The following is an 18,715-nucleotide window of genomic DNA, read 5'->3' on the forward strand; positions in this document are numbered from 1 at the left end:
CGGGGGATTTGTGCCGCCCCGGGGGCCCGGGCGGGGGGGGGGGGGGGGCCGGGGGGCGCGGGGGGGGGGCCGCCCCCCCCCCCCCCCCGGGGGCCCCCCCCGCCCCCCCCCCCCCCCGGACTCCGCAAACTCCGCGTCGGGATGGTGCAGACCCGCGCCATGTGGTGCCATTGCAGCCCGACCCGGCCCCAGGCCCCCGCCGCGGCGGCCGGAGCAACTCTCGAATGCAGGCTCTCAGCCTGCATTTGTGCAGGTCAAGGGGTTGCTTCGACACCTTGCAGCCAATCGCGCATCTGTCAGCCCGAGAATACCGGCCTGAGCCAGAGCGAGACGAGAGCACCGTCGTCGAGGCCCACGACCGTGCCGTCGGCGATCTGGACGAGCGTCGCGGGTGCGTCGCTCAGGCGCAGGGCGACCCAGCCCGACGACGGATCGTAGGTGACGCGCCAGGGTTTGCCCGGGACGTCGAAGGAGACTCCCGCCTCGAGGAAGTCGTCCGACGAGAGGAACACACGTCCGGGGGAGGCAACGGGCACCTCCAGGTCACCCACATCCCCGCGAACGTTCGGGAAGTAGCCCCACACGTAGACGATTTCGCGCGACTCGACGTCGATCTCGAGTTGCAGCGTGCCGATGAGGGCGCTGGTGACGCCCTTCGTACCGAGCCTCTCGCCCAGTGCCTTTGGGCTCCGCGCGTCGAACGAGAAGCCGTACTCGGAGTCGTCATAGGTGAGCACTCCGTCAAGGGGCGCTCCCCCGCGAATGGAGAATTTCATTGTCATGACTAACCCTTGGCACGTTTGAAGAGGAAATGGACGATCGTATTGGAGTTCGCGTTGATGTTGAGTTCCCATACTCCCTGGGACCCGTTCATGGTCCCAGGAGTCCTCCACTCGACGACCCCTGCGGCCTCACGGGAGTCCAGCGTGGGCTCGGACCCCGCCATGATCTCCCGAATGAGCTGCCCGTTGTTGGCGGTCATGTAGGGACGCGCCGCCTTGCCGAAGTTCGGAGCCATGGGGTCCCGGGTGCCCGCGATGTCCCAGGTGTGATTCTCCACCGTCTTGGTCATCGAGAGGTTCCCGGCATCGACCTTCGCCGCCAGGTCCGCCGCGCCGCAGCCGCTGCTGCACGGCTTCGCGAGGGGAACCTCGTCGCCGCCCTCCTCAGCACCGAACTCGCCGCCGAGGGCGAGGAACACCGACGTCCCGCCGGTTTCCTCCGCCATCCTGTAGGCATTGGAGTTGGTGTCCGCTCCCGAACTCCTGGCCCATTTGTCGTACGTGGCCCTGGTGTCGTCGGAGCTGCTGCAAGAACCGGAGTCGAACCAGCAGAACGGGTTCGCAATGTCACTCACCTTGTCGAGCCCGTTGGCTATGCCCGCGAGTTCACCCGCGATGATCGTCGTCGTGCCGACGTTCTTGTGCGTCTGCATGGCGACCGTCACGACAGGCAGAGCACCACCGCACGGGTCGACCAGGACGAAGTAGCACCCCCCGGAGTGGCCGACCTGCGACAGGTTCATACCGCCGTGGCGCGGGCTGCCGTCCTCGTTGACCATGTTGCCGTGGTCGTCGAAGCCGCCCTGGTACACCCAGTTGTTGTCGGCCGTGAGCCAGGTACTCCCGTCGTCGCCCTCAAGTCCCATGGGATCGCTGTTGGTGACGGGGTTGTCGGCGGCGTAGGTGTAACCGCCCAGCTGCTGGGGGCTGGTGGTCTCCAGAACGGGATCGGCACTGATGAACCGCCCCAGCACGGGGTCGTACTTGCGGGCCCCGACGTCGGTGTAGCCCGTGCTCATGTCCTGGGGCTTGCCGAGGTAGGAGTGGGTCGGATCGGGCCAGGCCATGGTGTTGGCGCCGGTGCGGGTCTGGCCGTAGGGCGTGTACTCCTGGCGGGCGACCTGCTGGGTGGTGGCGTCCATGGCGAGGCTCGCCGTGCCGTGCGGATCGCCGAACAGGTACTTCAGGCCGCCGCCCGGGAGACTGGAGCGGACGGCGACGGCGTTGCCGGTGCCACCGTGGGTGTACATACGGACGGCGCCGAGCATCACGTTCGGGGTGACGCTGGTGTTGACGACGATCTCGGTGTCGCCGACGAAGAGGGAGGTCTGGCCGGGGTCGCGGCGGATGAGCTGGTTGCCGTCGGCGTCGTAGAGGTACTTGGTGGTCGTGGGGCTGGGGCCGGTCGTGTCCACCTGCGCCAGGTGGCCCTCGTCGTCCCAGGTCAGCGTCTGGCCCGGGCCACTGACCGGAGTCCGGGTGTGCAGGTTGCCGTCCTCGTCGTAGCCGAACCTGGTCGGGCTGGCGCCTCCCGTGGTGGCAGTCAGGGTGTGCGGCTGGGCGCCGGTGGAGTTGCAGCCGCTGGTGCAGCCGTCGGCGTAGACGGTGGTCGACGTCGTGCCGGAGCCGCCGACGGCGTGGTCGACGCTCTGCTTCCGGTTGCCGACCGCGTCGTAGCTGAAAGACTGCCAGTAGGACCCCGCCGTGCTGGACACGGTCCCGCTCGTGGGCGGGTTGGCGGCGCAGTTGTCGTTGCCGGTCCAGGCATCGGTGAGCCGGGCCAGCGCGTCATAGGCGTAACACTGCTGATCGGTGACGGTGTTGCCGCTCTCCGACTGCTGGTCCGTGATGGAGGTGGGGTTTCCGGAGGGATCGTAGGCGTACTTGGTGTCATCGACCGTCGGACCGGGAGCCTGGGTGCGCTGCACGAGACGGTCGGTCAGCCGACGGGTCTGGTCGTCGTAGCCGTACGTCGCCCAGGCCGGGTTGGTGGAGGTGCCGAACGTCAGCTTCGACGGCTCACCGTAGTTGGTGTAGACGGAGGCGCCGACGTACAGGTTGATGCTGCTGCCGGTTGTCGTCGGGCTGCCGAGGGTGTCGTGGCCGTAGGTGATGACCTCGCTGTTCAGTCCTTGGGTACGCGGGTCGCTCTGCGTGGCGAGCAGCTGGGTGTTCGGGGTGTAGGTGTAGGTGGTGGCGTACGTCGACGGCAGCGGCGCCTCCGACGTCGGCAGGGTGATCTTGGTGCCGGTGGGCTTGCCGAGGGTGGTGTAGCCGGTGGTGGCCACCGTGTAGCCGCCGGTCACCCCCGGCACATAGCGGGTGGAGGAGGCCGGCAGGCCGATCCGCACGGTGTCGTAGGCCCAGGAGGCGAACTCGAAACCGGACTTGGTCTTGTCCGTGGCGGTGAGCTTGCGGCCCAGCAGATCATAGGTGTAGTCGAGTTCGGTCTTCTTGGCGTCCGTGGTGGAGGTCAGGTTGCCCGCGTCGTCGTACCCGTAGACGATCCCGCCCGTGTCCGGGTCGTTCTGGGTGTGCTTGTGCCCCAGCAGGTCGTAGTCGAAGGTCCAGTTGGTCTTGTCGGGTCCGGTGACGCGGATCTGCTGCCCCGCGGCGTCGTATCCGTAGGTGGTGGCAGAGGTGCTGCCGCCGGTGGCGGAGAACCCGTTCGCGGCGCTGCCCGTCAGAGTGGGCGCGTCCGTGTACTGGTCGAGTTCGGTGTTCTGGCCCCGGGCGTCGACGACCGTGGTGGTGGCCACTCCGCCCCTGGGGGGCAGGACGGTGGTCCTGTCCCCGGTGTAGGCGGTGGTCGTGGTCCAGGTTTTGCCGCCGTCGTGCTCCTCGGTGACCAGGTCGGCCCTGCCCTGCCCGTCGTGGTCGGTGACCGTGGTGTCGGGGATGGAGACCTGGGAGACGGAGATCAGCTTGCTGCCGGGGTTGCCCGAGACGGTGTAGGCGTTGTTGGTCGCGACGGTCCAGCCGTGCGAGTCGTACTGCGTGTCCGTGACCGCGGTCGTGCCGTTCTCGGCGGTCGTCTGCGCCTGTAGCGGCCGCAGCATGGCGTCGTACAGCGTCTCGCTGGTCTTGTAACCGCCCTTCTCCAGGAGCGTGTTGGACGCGACGGCCGACGGGGCCGACTGGGAGAGGCTGTAGGTGTAGGTCATATTGGCCGGCGCGCTGCTCGCCTTCGCCTCATTGGGCAGCCACACCCCGGTCAGGCGGCCCAGCGCGTCGTACGTGAGAGAGGTCAGGAGGCCCGCCGCATCCGTCTTGGCGGTCGGAACCCCTCGCGCCGGATCCAGCACGTTGTCGGCGACCTGGCAGTCCTTGGAGCTTGTGGAGCTGACGGTGCAGGCGGCCCCGGGTGTGACCTGAGTGGCGGTGACCACCTGGGCCGGGAGTTCTCCGCTCGCGGGAGTGAAGCCGGTGGCCACGCTCTGGGACAGGCTGCTGCCGTTCGGGGCCGTGGAGTGGGGCGTGCGGGTGACCTGGGTGATGCGGCCGTAGGCGTCGTACTTGGTGGCGGCCGCGTCGAGGAAGGAGGTCGCGGTGGCGCCAGAGGCGGCGGACGCCTTCTGGACCACGGTCGCGTCACCGGTGGCGGGCAGGTCCGGACTCGACCGGCCGTCGCCGTCGTAACCGAAGGCCTTGTTGTCGTAGGAGGTACGGACGTCGGAGACCAGGGTGCCGCCGGGGGCGGATCCGGCGCCGGAGCAGTCCTGGGCAGTGGTGATGACCTCCGCCGGCATCACCAGGGTGTCCACACTGCCGGTGAGGTAGCGGGTGTAGGTGCACTTGGCGACGTTGTTGCTGTCGGCGGCCTCGCCCCGGTCGTCGATCTGAACGGGCATGCCCGTGGTCGGCTTGCCGAGGGTCGTGTTGTAGAAGGTGTCCGTCTCGGTCCTGCGCCAGCCGTACGACACGGCCTGACGGGTCAGAGTCTTGGCGGAGCGGACCATCTGCGCGGTGAGGTCCGGCAGTCCGCTGCGCTTGCGGGTGGCCGTCGGGCCGATGGCCTTGGGTACCGTCACAACGGCCTTGTCCAGGCCGCCCGTGGCGCCGGCGTAGGTGTCGGTCTCGAAGACCTGCCCCGCCAGGGCATCGTCGTCCGTGACCGAGGTGGCACCGTCCTGGCTGGTCAGGTCCGGTACCGAACGGGTCTTGCCGCCGGGCAGGGTGTCGCCGTTCATGCCCAGGAAGTAGTAGGTCTTCGTCAGCGTCTTCTGGTCGTGGACCTTGGCGCCGTCGGTGTAGTGGAAGACATTCGGGTCACCGGTGGTGACGTCCACCTCCGGATACCCGCGGAACTGGCCCCAGGTGCGGTTCTTGGCCTTGACGACCTCGTTGTCGTCGTAGTGCCAGCCGGGGTTGCCCTTGTAGGCGTAGTCCGTCTCCAGCTCCGGCTGGGTGCCGTCCTGGTAGGAGTTGTGCGGGTCCGTCGTGACGACCGAGGACACCTTGTACTTGTAGAACCAGTCCATCCACGGCGCAGGCTGCCCCGTCGGTGTCCAGTACACCGGGAAGCAGGACAGGGTGTTGGCCGACGCGAAGGACCGGGCAGCCGCGTCCGCGGGGTCGTTGGGGTCACTGGACGGCGCGCTGGAGCAGTCGGGCCGGTCGTAGGTGACCGTCGTCTGCGCCCCGGTCTCGCTGGTGACCGTCTGGATGCGGTCGTGGTACATCAGCGGCATCTGCGGGATCGTGCCCACACGGTTGGGCAGTTGCAGCGGCGGATCGAAGCTCACCGCCGGCGTCGACGTGCTGCCGGACGCCCCGCCCAGTGTGTCCAGGCCGGTGCGCTGGATCGCGTCCAGCCACAGTGTGGGGGCGTGGTCTCCGCCGTCGGGGAAGGACTGGGTGAAGGTGTACTTGTCGACCTGCTTCGTCGCGCCGCCGGTCCGGATCTGCGTGGTGATGGCGGTCAGTCGCTTACGGGACCAGAAACTCGGTGCGTGGTTGGTGCAGTCGGAGCCGGAGGTGCAGTTCAGGTCCAGCGGAACATCGGGCCAGGAGGCCGCATGCGTCGGGGTGAACTGGCTGTCGTCACAGGTGTTTCCGGACGGGGTGCCGGGGATGCAGCGCTCGGCGGTGTCGAACAGGATCTGCTCCGGCGCGGTGCCCGAGTAGACCGTCGAGGACGTCATGCCGTAGTCGATGCGGGAGAGAGTGCCGCCACGGGTGTAGGCGACCGCGGTGTTCTTCATGTCCGCGCCGTAGTAGCCGGTCTCCGGCGCGTAGTACCAGGCCGTGGCGTTGCCGTGCGGGTCCACGGCGTAGTCCAGGTTGAACCGGTAGCCCAGTGTGCAGGACGTGTCGGCGAACGTCGTGCTGTCCGGGCACGCCGACACCCCGCTGTGTGCGTGATAAACGGGCTGCGTCCACACGGACTTGGTCTCGTCCTTGCCGCTGGACCAGCCCGGCAACCGGTCGAGGCCGAAGAAGTACTGGACACCGCCCTGGGTGACCTTGAAGTACTCCTTGTTGTCCGTACCGTTCGTGGCCCCCGTCAGGTCTTCGACCTTGGTGGTGGCGTCGTCACCGACAGGGTGGAAGGTCTTGGTGGCGTCGTCGTAGACGATCTCGGTCGACTTGCCGTTCAGCGACAGGGTCAGGACCTGGCCCGCCCAGCACTCGTCGCCGTCGCCCTTAGGGGCGCCGGACGACGAGTCGTCGTCGCACGACTTGTAGGTGCGTTCGACGTAGTCCTCCGCCGAGGACCAGCCGTCACCCAGCCACGAGGACTGGTTGTTCGTTCCTTCCGTCCGGGCGTCCTGGAGGGAGGAGTCGTATGACAGATCGACCCTCGGAGCCGCTCCGCCGATCGCAGGGGGTACGGAGACCGGGTAGCTGTAGGTGAAGGAACCGGTGTTCCCGGAGGTCGACCAGGAGCCGCCCGGCGACAGGCTGGTCGCCGAGTAGTCGCCGGACGAGCCGGAGGCGTCGGAGGTCGCGGCCATGACAAGCAGGGCGCCGGTGGAAGCCGTCGCCCGGCGGGCTAGGACACCGGTTCCCGAACCGGCGGACGCCACCGGCGGCACGGAGACCTGCGCGGACAGCGGCGTACCGGGAGCGGTGTGCAGAGGTGTCTGCCGCTGGCACTTCGTCGACGCAGGCGAGGTCAGCGCGCACTGCGGCAGTTGCACCAGGTGCAGACGCGCGGCGAAGTCACCCCCGAAGGCGTAACGGAACGACGAGTCGTCCACCCGCAGAGCGACCTTCCCTGCTCCCGGACCGGTACGCCGCAGGGTGAAGAGGACACCGTGCACACCGGCCGCGCGCGCCGCCTTCTGGTCCAGCACGGTCACCCGCACCTGCTGCGATCCGGAGACCGCGCCAACCCGTGACGCCGTACCGGCACCGAGCAGAACCGGCGTCTTCCCTGCCCTCTTCTGCGTCGCCCCGGCGCTCAGACCTGCGGCGGGGGTGGCGACCGGCAGCGTCACCACGGCACTGCCCGACGAGGGAAGCCGACCCTGCACGCCGGGATCGAAGTGTGCGAAGGATGTGTGCCCGCCATTGTGCCGGGGTGTGGCACGGGTGAAGGGGATCCGTTTGTCGTGCGGGGCGGCGGGAGCCGAGACATGCCGGTGGTCCACCGATGCCGCCGCAACCGCTCCCGCGGGCAGCAGGCTCATCAGCAGGGCACCCGCCGTCACCGCGGCCGTGCGGCGCGCATTTCGGGAGCGCAGTGCTCCCGGGCGTCGTCCCCGCCCCGTTTCCCGCACCATGTGTGCGATCCCCTCCGCAGATCTGGAGCACACAGGCCGGTCCGCGTGAGGGGCCTGCCTGAGTGCGCATCAAGAAGACGGAGCACGCACGTAGTTCAGGCCCCCGCCGGTGATCAACGTAGGGCTTGGGTTCCACAGTCTTGGCAAAGTCTCTTCAGAAGAATCACAAAGAGATCACCTGGGCTGGTACGCAATTTGGCACAGATCGATTAAAAGGGGGGCTCACGGAGGGCGTTCATTGATCCTGACCGACCACGGAGGCGTCATGACGGCGCGAGTCGGCTACACCGCGCCGGTGGCGAACAGCTCGAGGTGTCCGCACTTGGGGCAGCGGAACGCCTCTATCTGGCGCCGGGGCCGGCCCATGCGCTTGGCGCCCCCGAAGATCCCCCGCTCCAGCGCGCCCTCGATCCAGCGCGCGTACCCGCGTGAGCTCTCACCCGCGTCCTCGATGAATCCCTCCACCAGACCGACGGTGCCGCACCAGGTGCACGTGTAATTGTTCACCGCATGAGTGTAGGAAACCAGTGCCCCCATATGCTGCTGTTTCCCATCCGGGTGCGTCCTGTTGCACACTACTTGCAATAACTTTGTGCATGTAGGAAGGGGTGGGCATGGGCTCACCGATCGTGCTCGGGATCGAGTCGTCGTGCGACGAGACCGGCGCCGGGCTGGTCCGGGACGGGCAGCTGCTCGGCCATGCGGTGGCGTCGAGCATGGATGAACATGCCCGTTACGGCGGTGTGGTGCCGGAGATCGCCTCCCGCGCCCATCTGCACTCCCTGCGCCCGGTCGTCCGGCAGGCGCTGGAGCAGGCCGGGCTCACCCTCTCCGACATCGGGGCGGTGGCCGTGACCACGGGCCCGGGGCTGTCCGGTGCCCTTCAGGTGGGGCTGGCCGGGGCCAAGGGCATCGCCTATGCGCTGGGGGTGCCGCTGTACGGCGTACACCACCTGGCCGGGCATGTCGCCGCCGACACCCTGGAGCACGGCCCGCTGCCGAACCCGTGCATGGTGCTGATCGTCTCCGGCGGCCACACCTCGCTGCTCCTGGTCCGCGACCTGGCCCGCGACCCCATCGTCCATCTGGGCGACACGCTCGACGACGCGGCCGGGGAGTGCTTCGACAAGGTCGCGCGGGTCTTCGGGCTGCCCTACCCCGGCGGTCCTGCCATCGACCGGACCGCGCGCGAGGGGGACCCGCGCGCGGTCGTCTTCCCGCGCCCGCTTCCCGGCACCTACGACTTCTCCTTCTCGGGGCTGAAGACCGCCGCCGCCCGCTGGGCCGAGGGCCACGCGGGCCGTGAGCTGCCCGTGGCCGACGGCGCCGCCTCGCTCCAGGAGGCGGTCGCCGACGTCCTGACCCGCAAGGCGGTCGCGGCCTGCGCCGAGTACGAGGTCGGCACGCTGGTCGTGGTCGGCGGTGTCGCCGCGAACTCGCGCGTGCGTTCGCTGGCCGAGGAGCGCTGCAAGGCCGCCGGTATCGAGCTGCGCGTACCGCCTCTGAAGCTGTGCACGGACAACGGCGCGATGATCGCTGCCGTGGGCGACCTCCTGGTCCGCGCCGGGGCCGAGCCCGCCCCGCTCGATGTCTCGATCGACCCGTCGGCTCCGCTGGCGTACGCGGCCCTGCACCCCGTGGCCGCCGTGGCGGGGGCGGCCTGATGAACGTCCGGGCCCTCACGAGCACCGAACTCGTCCCAGGCCCCCGCCGCACCGCCCGCGCCCTCGCCGTCCCGCCCCTGTCATCATCCGGAGCCTTCCGTGCGCACCGCTGAGATCCGCCGCCGCTTCCTCGACTTCTTCGCCGAGCGCGGCCACACCGTCGTCCCCAGCGCCCCGCTGCCGACGCCCGACCCGACGCTGCTGTTCGTCAACGCGGGCATGGTCCCCTTCAAGCCGTATCTCACGGGTGAGACGGCCGCCCCGTGGCCGCGGGCGACGAGCGTGCAGAAGTGCGTGCGCACCCTGGACATCGAGGAGGTGGGCCGCACCACCCGCCATGGCTCGTTCTTCCAGATGAACGGCAACTTCTCCTTCGGGGACTACTTCAAGGAGGAGGCGATCGCCTTCGCCTGGGAGCTGTCCACCAGGCCGGCGGCGGACGGCGGGTACGGCCTGGATCCTGAGCGGATCTGGGTCACGGTCCACCACACCGACGACGAGTCCCGCGCCCTGTGGCGGCGGATCGCCGAACTGCCGGACGAGCGGATCGTGGCGCGCGGCGACGAGGACAACTTCTGGTCCATGGGCGTTCCCGGACCGTGCGGCCCCTGCTCCGAGCTGTACTACGACCGGGGCCCCGCCCTCGGTCGGGCGGGCGGCCCGGCGGTGGACGAGGACCGCTACATGGAGTTCTGGAACCTCGTCTTCATGCAGTACGAGCGCGGGGAGGGGTCCGGCAAGTCCGGCTACCCCATCCTCGGCGAGCTGCCCCGCCGCAATATCGACACCGGCATGGGCCTGGAGCGCATGGCCACCCTGCTCCAGGGCGTCGACAACCTCTACGAGATCGACGAGACGCGTCCGGTCCTGGACCGCGCGGCGGCGCTCGCCGGGGTCCGCTACGGCGCGGACGCCGAGGCGGACGTACGGCTGCGGGTGGTCGCCGACCACGTCCGCACCGCGCTGATGCTGCTCGGTGACAACACCGCCCCCGGCAACGAGGGCCGCGGCTATGTCCTGCGCCGCATCCTGCGCCGTACGGTCCGTTCGATGCGCCAGCTCGGATACGGCGATCCGGCGCTGGCCGACCTGCTGGCCGTCGCCCGGGACTGCATGGCCCCCAGCTACCCGGAGGTCGCGGAGTCGTTCGCCAGGATCGCCGACCAGGCGGCCGGTGAGGAGGAAGCCTTCCGCGCCACCCTGCGGCAGGGCACGACCGTCCTCGACACCGCGGTGGCCCGGGTCAAGAGCGAGGGCGGCGGTCAACTGCCGGGCTCCCAGGCCTTCCTGCTGCACGACACCTATGGCTTCCCCATCGACCTCACCCTGGAGATGGCCGCCGAACAGGGTGTCGAGGTCGACCGCGACGGTTTCACCGCCCTGATGCGGGAGCAGCGCGAACGCGCCCGCGCCGACGCCCGCGCCCGCAAGTCGGGCGGCACCGACACCACCGCACTGCGCGGGGTGCTCGACGAGAACGGCCCGACCGACTGGCGCGCATGGGACACCCTGACCACCGACTCCCGTGTTCTGGCCCTGCTGGGCTCCTCCGGTCCCGTTCCGGTGGCCCGGGAAGGGGAGATCGTCACGGTCGTCCTGGACCGCACCCCCTTCTACGCCGAGTCCGGCGGCCAGGACAGCGACGCGGGCACCCTGTCCGGAGCCTCGTCGGAGTCCGAAGTCATTGATGTGCAGCGGGCGTTGCCGGGGCTGGTGGTCCATCAGGTCCGGGTCACGGCCGGTGAGCTGGCCGTCGGGGACGAGGTGTGCGCGGCCGTCGACCCGGAGTGGCGGCTCGGCGCCCGCCAGGCCCACTCCGGCACCCATGTCCTGCACGCCGCCCTGCGCCAGATCCTCGGCCCCACGGCCCTCCAGTCCGGTTCCTACAACCGGCCCGGCCATCTCCGCCTGGACTTCCCCTGGCGCGGCTCCCTCTCCACCACCGCCCGCAGCGAGATCGAGGAGGCGGCCAACCAGGCGCTGCGCCGCGATCTGCCGGTCGGGGTACGCTGGATGACCCTTCCGGAGGCCAAGGAGCTGGGCGCGCTCGCGCTGTTCGACGAGACCTACGGCGAGAAGGTCCGGGTCGTCGAGATCGGCGGCCCCTGGTCGCGGGAGCTGTGCGGCGGCACCCATGTCGAACGTGCGGCGCAGATCGGCGTGGTGGCGCTCACCTCGGAGTCGTCGGTCGGTGCGGGCATGCGCCGACTGGAGGCCGCGGTCGGTGTCGAGGGCTTCGGCTATCTCGCCCGGGAGCGCGACCTGGTGGCTCGCATCGCGGAGCAGCTCCAGGCGCCGCGTGCCGAACTCCCGGACCGTATCGCCGCGTTGCTGGACCGGCTCAAGAGCACCGACCGGGAGAACCAGCGGCTTCGGCAGCAGGCCACCCAGGCGCGTGCGGCCGGTCTCGCGGCCGGGGCCGTGGAGGCGGACGGGGTGCTGGTCGCCACCGCGACGGCGGACGGCGGCGCCGACGCGGCCCGGTCCCTCGCGGTCGCCGTACGGGATGCGCTGCCCGCCGACCGGCCGGGTGTGGTGGCGGTCGGCGCCGGTACCGGCGGCGGCAAGGCGGCGGTCGTCGCCGCGGTCAACTCCGCGGCCCGCGCGGCCGGTCAGGACGCGGCGGCCCTGGTGAAGCGGCTGCTGAACGGCCGTGGCGGCGGGTCCCCCGAACTGGCCCAGGGCGGCGGCCTGCCCCAGGAGGAGCTGTCCCGGAGACTCGACTCCGTGCCCGGCCTGGTTCGCGAGGTCCGCGGGGCCTGAGCGGGCCGGGAGAGCCGGGAGAGACGGGAGAGCCGGGAGGAACGGCCGACTCGGGGAACGACACGGTCGTGTAGTTCCCCGAGTCGGCCGTTCGTGTGGGTGCGGTGGGTGCCGTGGGCGCTGCAACACTGCGGGCCCGTGGTGCGGCGGGGGCCGGGGAGTGCCCGCGGCGCTCGTGATTGCCCGGCTGGGCTCGGGCCCGGCGGCCCGGCGACCAGGGTCGTTCCGGACCCGGGCTCGGGCCTGTCGGTCCGGGGCGTGGGCAGGACCCGGGCTCGGGCCCGTCCCTCCAGGGCTGGGGCTCGGCCCGGGGTCGGGCCCGTCCGTCCGTCCAGAGCGTGGGCCGGACCCGGACTCGGGCCCGCCGGTCCAGGGCTGAGGCTCGGCCCGGGCTCGGGCCCGCCGGTCCAGGGCTGGGGCTGAGCTCGGGACCGGAAGCCCGGTCGACGTCCGCTTCGGCTTCGGAATCCGGCGGAGTCAGGAACCGTTCTCGCCGGGGCGAACCACCACCGCGAGGGCCTGGACGCGTCCGCCGTGTTCGAAGTGCAGGGTGAACGGCACCAGATCCCCGGTCTTCCAGCGTCGAGTGACGGGCACGGTCACATCGCTGCTGAACGGGGACATGTCCAGCGTGGCGCCGGCCGGCACCGGCAGGGTGTCCGCGACCTCGCGGTAGGCCGACTCGCCCGCGGTCATCCGGTGACGGCTCAGCGAGATGCCGCCCCCGACGGCCGTCGAGGTCACCCCGACCAGCCGGTCCGGGGATCCGCCCGTGTTGCTGATCCGGAAGAACGCGGCGGTCTCGGGCGTGCCCGGGTAGGGCAGATAGAGCCGCGCGTGGGTGACGCCGATGCGCGGGGGGCTGCCCGCGTTTCCGGAGGCCGCCCACGCCGCCAGGCCGCCGAGCGCCAGAACACAGGCGCACACCGGGGCGATCGCCGCGACCAGGGTGTCCCGGAGACGGCGGCGGGTGGGGATCCAGGGGTGCGCGGTCATCGAAGGCGGCTTCCGTTCGACGTCGAGGGGCGGGGACGGCGGGCGGGTGAGGGCTGCCAGGCCCGGAGCCGGAGGCTGTTGCCGACCACGAGGAGGGAGCTGACGGACATGGCCGCCGCCGCGAGCATGGGGTTGAGGAGGCCGACCATGGCGAGCGGCACGGTGACCACGTTGTAGCCGAAGGCCCACACCAGGTTGGCGCGGATGGTGCCGAGCGCGCTGCGGGCGAGCCGTACCGCGTCCGCGAGGGCCTCGATGTCACCGCGGACCAGGGTCACGTCGGCGGCACCCATCGCCACGTCCGTGCCACTGCCCATGGCGATGCCCAGGTCGGCGCCTGCCAGGGCCGCCGCGTCGTTGACTCCGTCGCCGACGACGGCGACCCGGTAGCCCTCACTCTGCAACTGGCGGACCAGGGCGGCCTTTTCCTCGGGTGCGCACCGGGCGTACACCTCCTCGATGCCCAGGTCCGCGGCGACGGCCCGGGCGGCGGACTCGCGGTCGCCGGTGGCGAGGACGGGACGGATGCCGAGCCTCCGCAGCCGGTCCACGGCTCGGTAGCTGCCCGGCCGCAGCACGTCCCCGATCTCGATCAGGGCCTCGGTCCTGCCGTCGACCCGGACCATGACCACGGTGTGCGCGGCGGCCTCCGCGGCGGGCAGGGCGTTAGCGAGGGCGGGGGGCAACTCGTCGTCCGGTACGCGGAGTTCGACGAGGTGGTCCTCCACCCGGCCGCGTACTCCCACCCCCGGATGGGCCTCGAAGTCCCGTACGGCGGGCAGCTGACGCCCGGTCAGGGTCCGTTCGGCGTAGGCGGTGACGGCCCGGCCGAGCGGATGCTCGGAGCCCCGCTCGACCGCGCCCGCGAGCCGCAGCACCTCCTCCGTCCCGAGCCCGTCGGGTACGGCGGTGACCTTGGCGACGCTCATATGGCCCGAGGTGAGGGTGCCGGTCTTGTCGAGGATCACTGCGTCGATGTGCTGCAAGCCCTCCAGGGCCTGGGGGCCGTTGACGAGGACGCCCAGTTGGGCGCCGCGGCCGGTGGCGGCCATCAGCGCGGTGGGCGTCGCAAGCCCCAGGGCGCAGGGGCAGGCGACCACGAGCACGGCGACACAGGCGGTGATCGCGGACTGCGGCTCGGCGCCCGCGCCGAGCCAGAATCCGAGGGTGGTCGCGGCCAGGGCCAGCACCACCGGAACGAAGACGCCCGCGACCGCGTCCGCCAGCCGCTGGGCCCGCGCCTTGCCCGCCTGGGCCTCGGTCACCAGCCGGGTGATGCGGGCCAGCCGGGTGTCGGCGCCGACCGCGGTGGCCCGGACGAGCAGCAGTCCGCCCGCGTTCACGGCGCCGCCGACGACGGGGGCGCCCGGACCGACCTCGACCGGCTCGCTCTCCCCGGTGACCAGCGCGAGATCGACGGCGGAGCTGCCCTCGGCCACGGTGCCGTCGGTGGCGACCCGCTCCCCCGGCCGGACCAGGAAGGTTTGTCCGACCCGCAGTTCCTCGATGGGAATGCGGCGTTCGCCGTCGCCGTCCCGGACGGACACGTCCTTGGCCGCGATCTCGGCCAGCGAGCGCAGCGCGGCGCCGGTCCCCCGGCGGGCCCGCGCCTCCAGGAACCGGCCCCCGAGCACGAACAGGGGGACGCCCACGGCCGCTTCGAGATAGATGTGCGCCACACCGTCGGAGGCGGCGGGCACCAGGCTGAACGGCATCCGCATCCCGGGGTCGCCCGCGCCACCGAGGAAGAGCGCATACGTCGACCAGGAGAACGACGCGGCCACGCCCAGCGACACCAGGGTGTCCATGGTCGCCGCCGCGTGCCGCAGTCCGCGTACCGCGCGAAGATGGAAGGGCCAGGAACCCCAGACGGCGACCGGCGCGGAGAGGACGAAGCACAGCCACTGCCAGTTGCGGAACTGGAGGGCGGGCACCATCGACAGGACCAGTACGGGCACGGCGAGCAGCGCGGTGACGATCAGCCGGTCGCGTTCCTGCCGGGCTTCCGTCGACTCGTGCCCGGCCTGTTCCGTGTCCGGGTCCTCGCGCCGGACCCGGGGCGGTTCGGGGAGTGCGGCCGTGTAGCCCGCCTGTTCGACGGCGGCGATGAGCGCCTCCGGGCCGACCTCCGGCGGATGGCTGACCCGGGCGCGACCGGTGGCCAGGTTGACGGTGGCGGTGACACCGTCCAGCTTGCCGAGTTTCTTCTCGACCCGTTTCACACAGGCCGCGCAGGTCATGCCGCCGACCGACAGATCGGTGACGACGTCGAGGGACGCCGGTTGGGTCGTCATCAGCCCCCGCTTCCGTGATCGGTGTCCATGCCGCCCATGTCCATGCCGCCGCCGTCGTGGCCGCCGGTGCCGTCCTGGGTGGTGCGGGTGCCGTGCATTCCGGGGGCCACGGGCCCGACCGAGGATCCGACGGCGTAGGAGACGGCGAACATCAGGGCCAGCAGCAGAAGGAAGCCGCAGAGTGCGGGCGGTGGCAGCGCCTTGGGGGGCGCCTCGGCCGCGGGGGCGGCGGCGCGTTGCGGGATCTGGTCCATCACCGAGTCTCCAGGTCGCGTCGTACGGCAACCGTCCTGTGGGACCGTGCCACTCCAGATGTCGGAAGCATCGGCGGCCGAGTTCCCCGGCAACAGTGTGGCAGGGGTCACAGGATGAGAGCGGTGGGACGGATGGGGCATCCGGGGGGCCGGTGCGGGGCCTGCCCTCCCTCAAGGAGTCGTGGGCGAGTCCCGTTCGGTTCCCGGGCCGGGCCGGGTGCTGGGGGCACCCGGGGGCGCTCGGTGTCACCCGGGGGTCTGTGTGCGCCTCCGCCCGCGGTGCGCGGGCGTGTCGCCCAGTACCACCCGGGTATGTCTCAGCCATCCCCCGCGGTGCGCACACCGGTGCGTGCACCGCCCCCTGCCCTTTCCCACGGAGGCGATGGGCCATGACCGACATCCACGGACTCGAACCGGTGGCGACGTTCTGCGGCAACTGCAACTGCGGCTGTCCCCAGCTCTTTGTCGACCCGTCGGCGCCTGCCGAGCAGCGGGTCGTACTGACCGACGACTTCGGGCAGCGGGTGCAGATGAGCGCCGACCAGTTCTCGTCGCTGGTCGACGACGCGAAGAGCGGCAGGCTCGACGGGATCGCCGCGCCCTGACGGCGGGGCGGGTGCCCCGCACGTTCGCGCGCCGACGGAGGCCGGGGCCGCCGCCCTTGGGAGGTGACCGGCGGCCACCTCCCAGGAGCGTGCGTACGCCGTCAGGCGACCGCCGGTTCGGGGGCGTGGACAGTGTCGGCGTTCAGCGCCCCGGCCAGGCTCAGCCGCGCCCGGGCGACCCGGGAGCGCACGGTGCCGACCGGGCACCTGCTCGCGGCGGCCACTTCGGCGTAGGGCAGTCCGAGCAGTTGGGTCAGGACGAACGCCTCCTTCCGGTCGTCCGGCAGGGAGTCGACGAGGTCCATGAGGACGACGCCCTCCTCGAAGCCGGGCAGGCCGGCCGTCTGGCTGCGTTCCGCGGCGCTCTGCCAGTCGGCGGCATCCGTGAGCCGGGGCCGGGAGGAGGCGTAGCGCATGCTGTCCACCACCGCGCGGCGGGCGATGGAGAGCAGCCAGGTGCGGGCCGAGGAGCGTCCCTCGAACCGGTGCAGGCTGCCCAGGGCGCGCAGAAAGGTGTCCTGGGTGAGGTCGTCGGCCTTCTGCGGGTCACCGGCCAGGTGGGCCACATAGCGGCGGACATCGCGCTGGAGGGCGCGGACGAAGCGGTCGACCGCCTCGCGGTCGCCGCCCGCGGCGGCGAGGGCCCAAGCGGTGACCGTCTCGTCGGTCACGGCGGGCAGGGCTGGGCTCATTGCCCGTGGTCCTTTCGCTGAACCCGTACGACGGAGCCGACCGGCGGGCAGAGGGGTGCCGTCGGCCGTGCACGGGTGGGGGAGATCCGCTCGCGCGGACACGCGAACGGGACCCGCGCCGCGTATGCCGCGGGGCGGGGTTCCGGCTGTCAGAGGACAGCGATCTCCCCGGGAGGACCTCGGGTGGTGAGGGTATGGGCCGGGAACAGGCGCCGGGGGCGGCGCTCCTGGGAGTGGCGGGGCCGCGGACGCGGGCGCGCCGGGACGGGCAGGAGTACGGCGAGGACCAGACGGAGTGGGACGAACGCCCGGTCCGCCAGGGCGCGCAGCAGACGGAAGGCCGCGCGTTCGCCCTGGGCGAGCCAGAGTCCGCACAGCACGGCGGCCAGGATGTGGGCGAACAGCATCCCCCAGGACGCCGTTCCCGTCATACCACCCATGTGATGCATGCCCGGCATACCTGCCATGCCCGCCATACCGTTCATGCCGTCCATGCCGCTCATCCCCGGCATGCTCGCCATGTCACCCATGCCGGACACGGTGTGGCCGGTGTGGGAGAGGGCGCCGCCGGTGTCGGACGGCGGCAGGCGCATGGCGTGGGTCAGTCCGGCGCGTACGGCCACGTGGTGGGCCCGGGCCGCTGACTGGGGATCGGCATCGCCGCCGCACAGCAGGAAGCGGGCCCACTGGCGGACCGCGCTCGCGTCGTCCGGTGCGGCCGGGACCGCCTGTCTGCTCGCCTGCGCGAGGGTGAAGCACCCGTGCAGACAGGCCTGGACGCCGACGGTCAGAGCGACCACGGCGGGGCGCCCGCGTTCGGCGCCGCCGAGTGCCCAGGCCACCGCTCCCACCCCGAGCACGGAGGCGAGCAGGACCCACCAGGGCAGGGGAGAGCCCGACATCAGCACATGGCCGATGGCCGCGAGTACGACACAGACGGCCGCGAATACCGCGGCCCGCATCGCTCGGAACAGCCCACCGACAGACATGACGCCCCATCTTGGCATCCGGCCGCCGGGCCCCGGGGACCGGGTTGGCGCCGGTCGTCCGGTGAGGGCGTGTCAGTGGTCCGCGACCGGCTGGGCCCGTCGGTCCGGGGCGCCGGCCCGTCGGTCCGGGGCGCCGGGGACGGTGGCCGTCACCGCCGCCCGCTCCTCGTCTCCAGCCAGCGGCCGGGCGTCGTAAGTGATGCGTACCACGCCGTCGGCATGGCGGTCGGTGCTCGCCCGGACGCCGAAGACGTCGCGGAGCAGCGCCGGGGTCAGCACCTCGAGGACCGGTCCGGCGGCCACCGCCCGTCCGCCGTGCAGCACGACGAGCCGGTCGCAGAGCCGGACCGCGAGATCGAGGTCGTGCAGCACGGCGAGCGTGGTGATCCCGGTGTCCCGGATCAGGTCCAGCAGTTCGAAGCGGGCCCGGATGTCGAGATGGTTGGTGAGTTCGTCCAGGACCAGCAGCTGGGGGCGCTGGGCGAGGGCGCGCGCCAGCAGGACCCGCTGGCGCTCGCCGCCGGAGAGTGTCGTGTGGTCCCGGTCCGCGAAGGGCCGGACCCCGCAGCGGTCGACGGCCTCCGCCACGGCACGGCTGTCTTCCTCGCCCTCCCGGCCGAGCAGGCCGTGGTGGGGGGTGCGGCCCAGCGCGACGATCTCGGTGACGGAGAGACCACAGGTGGCCTGGCCGTCCTGGAGGACGGCGGCGGTACGGCGGGCGGCGGCGCGGGAGGACAGCGCCCAGACATCGTCCCCGCCGACCCGGACGACGCCGTCGGCGGGGCGCAGAGAGCGGTAGACCGCCCGCAGCAGCGTCGACTTCCCGCTGCCGTTGGGCCCCACCAGACCGACGATGTCGCCGGGAGAGACCTCCAGGTGCACATCGCGCAGGACCGGGACCCGGTCCAGGGTGATGTGAAGCTGTTCCACGGTGAGTTTCATGCGGTG

Annotated in this window: 12 protein-coding genes; 3 read left to right on the forward strand and 9 right to left on the reverse strand. The window is 71.5% G+C overall.

The annotated features are described in order from the left end of the window. Positions 1-296: 296 nt before the first annotated feature. The 3 genes from ACIHAA_RS24450 to ACIHAA_RS24460 form a co-directional block, all read right to left on the reverse strand. Positions 297-776, reverse strand: coding sequence for a hypothetical protein (locus ACIHAA_RS24450; protein WP_399820619.1), 480 nt, complete (start codon positions 774-776; stop codon positions 297-299). A gap of 8 nt (positions 777-784) precedes the next feature. Further along, positions 785-7,510, reverse strand: a complete 6,726-nt coding sequence (locus ACIHAA_RS24455) for an RHS repeat domain-containing protein (RefSeq protein WP_399820621.1) — start codon at positions 7,508-7,510, stop codon at positions 785-787. Between the two features lie 282 nt (positions 7,511-7,792). Then, positions 7,793-8,017: a hypothetical protein gene (locus ACIHAA_RS24460; RefSeq protein ID WP_399820622.1), complete on the reverse strand. Its 225-nt coding sequence runs from the start codon at positions 8,015-8,017 to the stop codon at positions 7,793-7,795. Between the two features lie 107 nt (positions 8,018-8,124). Here ACIHAA_RS24460 and tsaD point away from each other — a divergent pair, with 107 nt between their 5' ends. After that, complete coding sequence (tsaD, locus tag ACIHAA_RS24465) at positions 8,125-9,174, forward strand: tRNA (adenosine(37)-N6)-threonylcarbamoyltransferase complex transferase subunit TsaD (protein ID WP_399820624.1); 1,050 nt, start codon at positions 8,125-8,127, stop codon at positions 9,172-9,174. A gap of 99 nt (positions 9,175-9,273) precedes the next feature. Next, a complete protein-coding gene (gene alaS, locus ACIHAA_RS24470) occupies positions 9,274-11,937 on the forward strand; it encodes an alanine--tRNA ligase (protein WP_399820626.1) in 2,664 nt (887 codons plus the stop codon). 477 nt (positions 11,938-12,414) lie between these two features. Here alaS and ACIHAA_RS24475 read toward each other — a convergent pair whose 3' ends face one another. From ACIHAA_RS24475 to ACIHAA_RS24485, 3 genes are read right to left on the reverse strand one after another with little or no spacing between them, the layout of a single operon-like run. Continuing rightward, positions 12,415-12,933: a copper chaperone PCu(A)C gene (locus tag ACIHAA_RS24475; RefSeq protein WP_399820628.1), complete on the reverse strand. Its 519-nt coding sequence runs from the start codon at positions 12,931-12,933 to the stop codon at positions 12,415-12,417. Then, complete coding sequence (locus ACIHAA_RS24480) at positions 12,930-15,227, reverse strand: heavy metal translocating P-type ATPase (protein ID WP_399820630.1); 2,298 nt, start codon at positions 15,225-15,227, stop codon at positions 12,930-12,932. Before ACIHAA_RS24480 ends, ACIHAA_RS24475 begins: the two co-directional genes overlap by 4 nt. Continuing rightward, positions 15,227-15,481, reverse strand: coding sequence for a hypothetical protein (locus ACIHAA_RS24485; RefSeq protein WP_399820632.1), 255 nt, complete (start codon positions 15,479-15,481; stop codon positions 15,227-15,229). The genes ACIHAA_RS24480 and ACIHAA_RS24485 overlap by 1 nt, the downstream gene beginning before the upstream one ends. 389 nt (positions 15,482-15,870) lie before the next feature. Between ACIHAA_RS24485 and ACIHAA_RS24490 the strand changes: the two genes are divergently transcribed. Continuing rightward, entirely contained in the window at positions 15,871-16,086 is a 216-nt protein-coding gene (locus ACIHAA_RS24490; RefSeq protein WP_399820634.1) for a hypothetical protein, read from the forward strand. Positions 16,087-16,187: 101 nt separating this feature from the next. Here ACIHAA_RS24490 and ACIHAA_RS24495 read toward each other — a convergent pair whose 3' ends face one another. From ACIHAA_RS24495 to ACIHAA_RS24505, 3 genes are all read right to left on the reverse strand, one after another. Then, entirely contained in the window at positions 16,188-16,778 is a 591-nt protein-coding gene (locus ACIHAA_RS24495) for a sigma-70 family RNA polymerase sigma factor (RefSeq protein ID WP_399820636.1), read from the reverse strand. 149 nt (positions 16,779-16,927) lie between these two features. Continuing rightward, on the reverse strand, positions 16,928-17,767 hold the full coding sequence (locus ACIHAA_RS24500; protein WP_399820638.1) for a hypothetical protein: 840 nt from the start codon (positions 17,765-17,767) through the stop codon (positions 16,928-16,930). 72 nt (positions 17,768-17,839) lie between these two features. After that, positions 17,840-18,709, reverse strand: coding sequence for an ABC transporter ATP-binding protein (locus ACIHAA_RS24505; RefSeq protein ID WP_399820640.1), 870 nt, complete (start codon positions 18,707-18,709; stop codon positions 17,840-17,842). Positions 18,710-18,715: the final 6 nt, after the last annotated feature.

Source organism: Streptomyces sp. NPDC052040 (genome assembly GCF_044548405.1).
Classification (GTDB): domain Bacteria; phylum Actinomycetota; class Actinomycetes; order Streptomycetales; family Streptomycetaceae; genus Streptomyces.

What these genes read in the sequence shown, in the direction of transcription:
- ACIHAA_RS24450 (WP_399820619.1), bottom strand. Translation starts at nt 776, where the DNA reads ATGAAATTCTCCATTCGCGGGGGAGCGCCCCTTGACGGAGTGCTCACC.
- ACIHAA_RS24455 (WP_399820621.1), bottom strand. Translation starts at nt 7,510, where the DNA reads ATGGTGCGGGAAACGGGGCGGGGACGACGCCCGGGAGCACTGCGCTCC.
- tsaD (WP_399820624.1), top strand. Translation starts at nt 8,125, where the DNA reads ATGGGCTCACCGATCGTGCTCGGGATCGAGTCGTCGTGCGACGAGACC.
- ACIHAA_RS24475 (WP_399820628.1), bottom strand. Translation starts at nt 12,933, where the DNA reads ATGACCGCGCACCCCTGGATCCCCACCCGCCGCCGTCTCCGGGACACC.
- ACIHAA_RS24480 (WP_399820630.1), bottom strand. Translation starts at nt 15,227, where the DNA reads ATGACGACCCAACCGGCGTCCCTCGACGTCGTCACCGATCTGTCGGTC.
- ACIHAA_RS24485 (WP_399820632.1), bottom strand. Translation starts at nt 15,481, where the DNA reads ATGGACCAGATCCCGCAACGCGCCGCCGCCCCCGCGGCCGAGGCGCCC.
- ACIHAA_RS24490 (WP_399820634.1), top strand. Translation starts at nt 15,871, where the DNA reads ATGACCGACATCCACGGACTCGAACCGGTGGCGACGTTCTGCGGCAAC.
- ACIHAA_RS24495 (WP_399820636.1), bottom strand. Translation starts at nt 16,778, where the DNA reads ATGAGCCCAGCCCTGCCCGCCGTGACCGACGAGACGGTCACCGCTTGG.
- ACIHAA_RS24500 (WP_399820638.1), bottom strand. Translation starts at nt 17,767, where the DNA reads ATGTCTGTCGGTGGGCTGTTCCGAGCGATGCGGGCCGCGGTATTCGCG.
- ACIHAA_RS24505 (WP_399820640.1), bottom strand. Translation starts at nt 18,709, where the DNA reads ATGAAACTCACCGTGGAACAGCTTCACATCACCCTGGACCGGGTCCCG.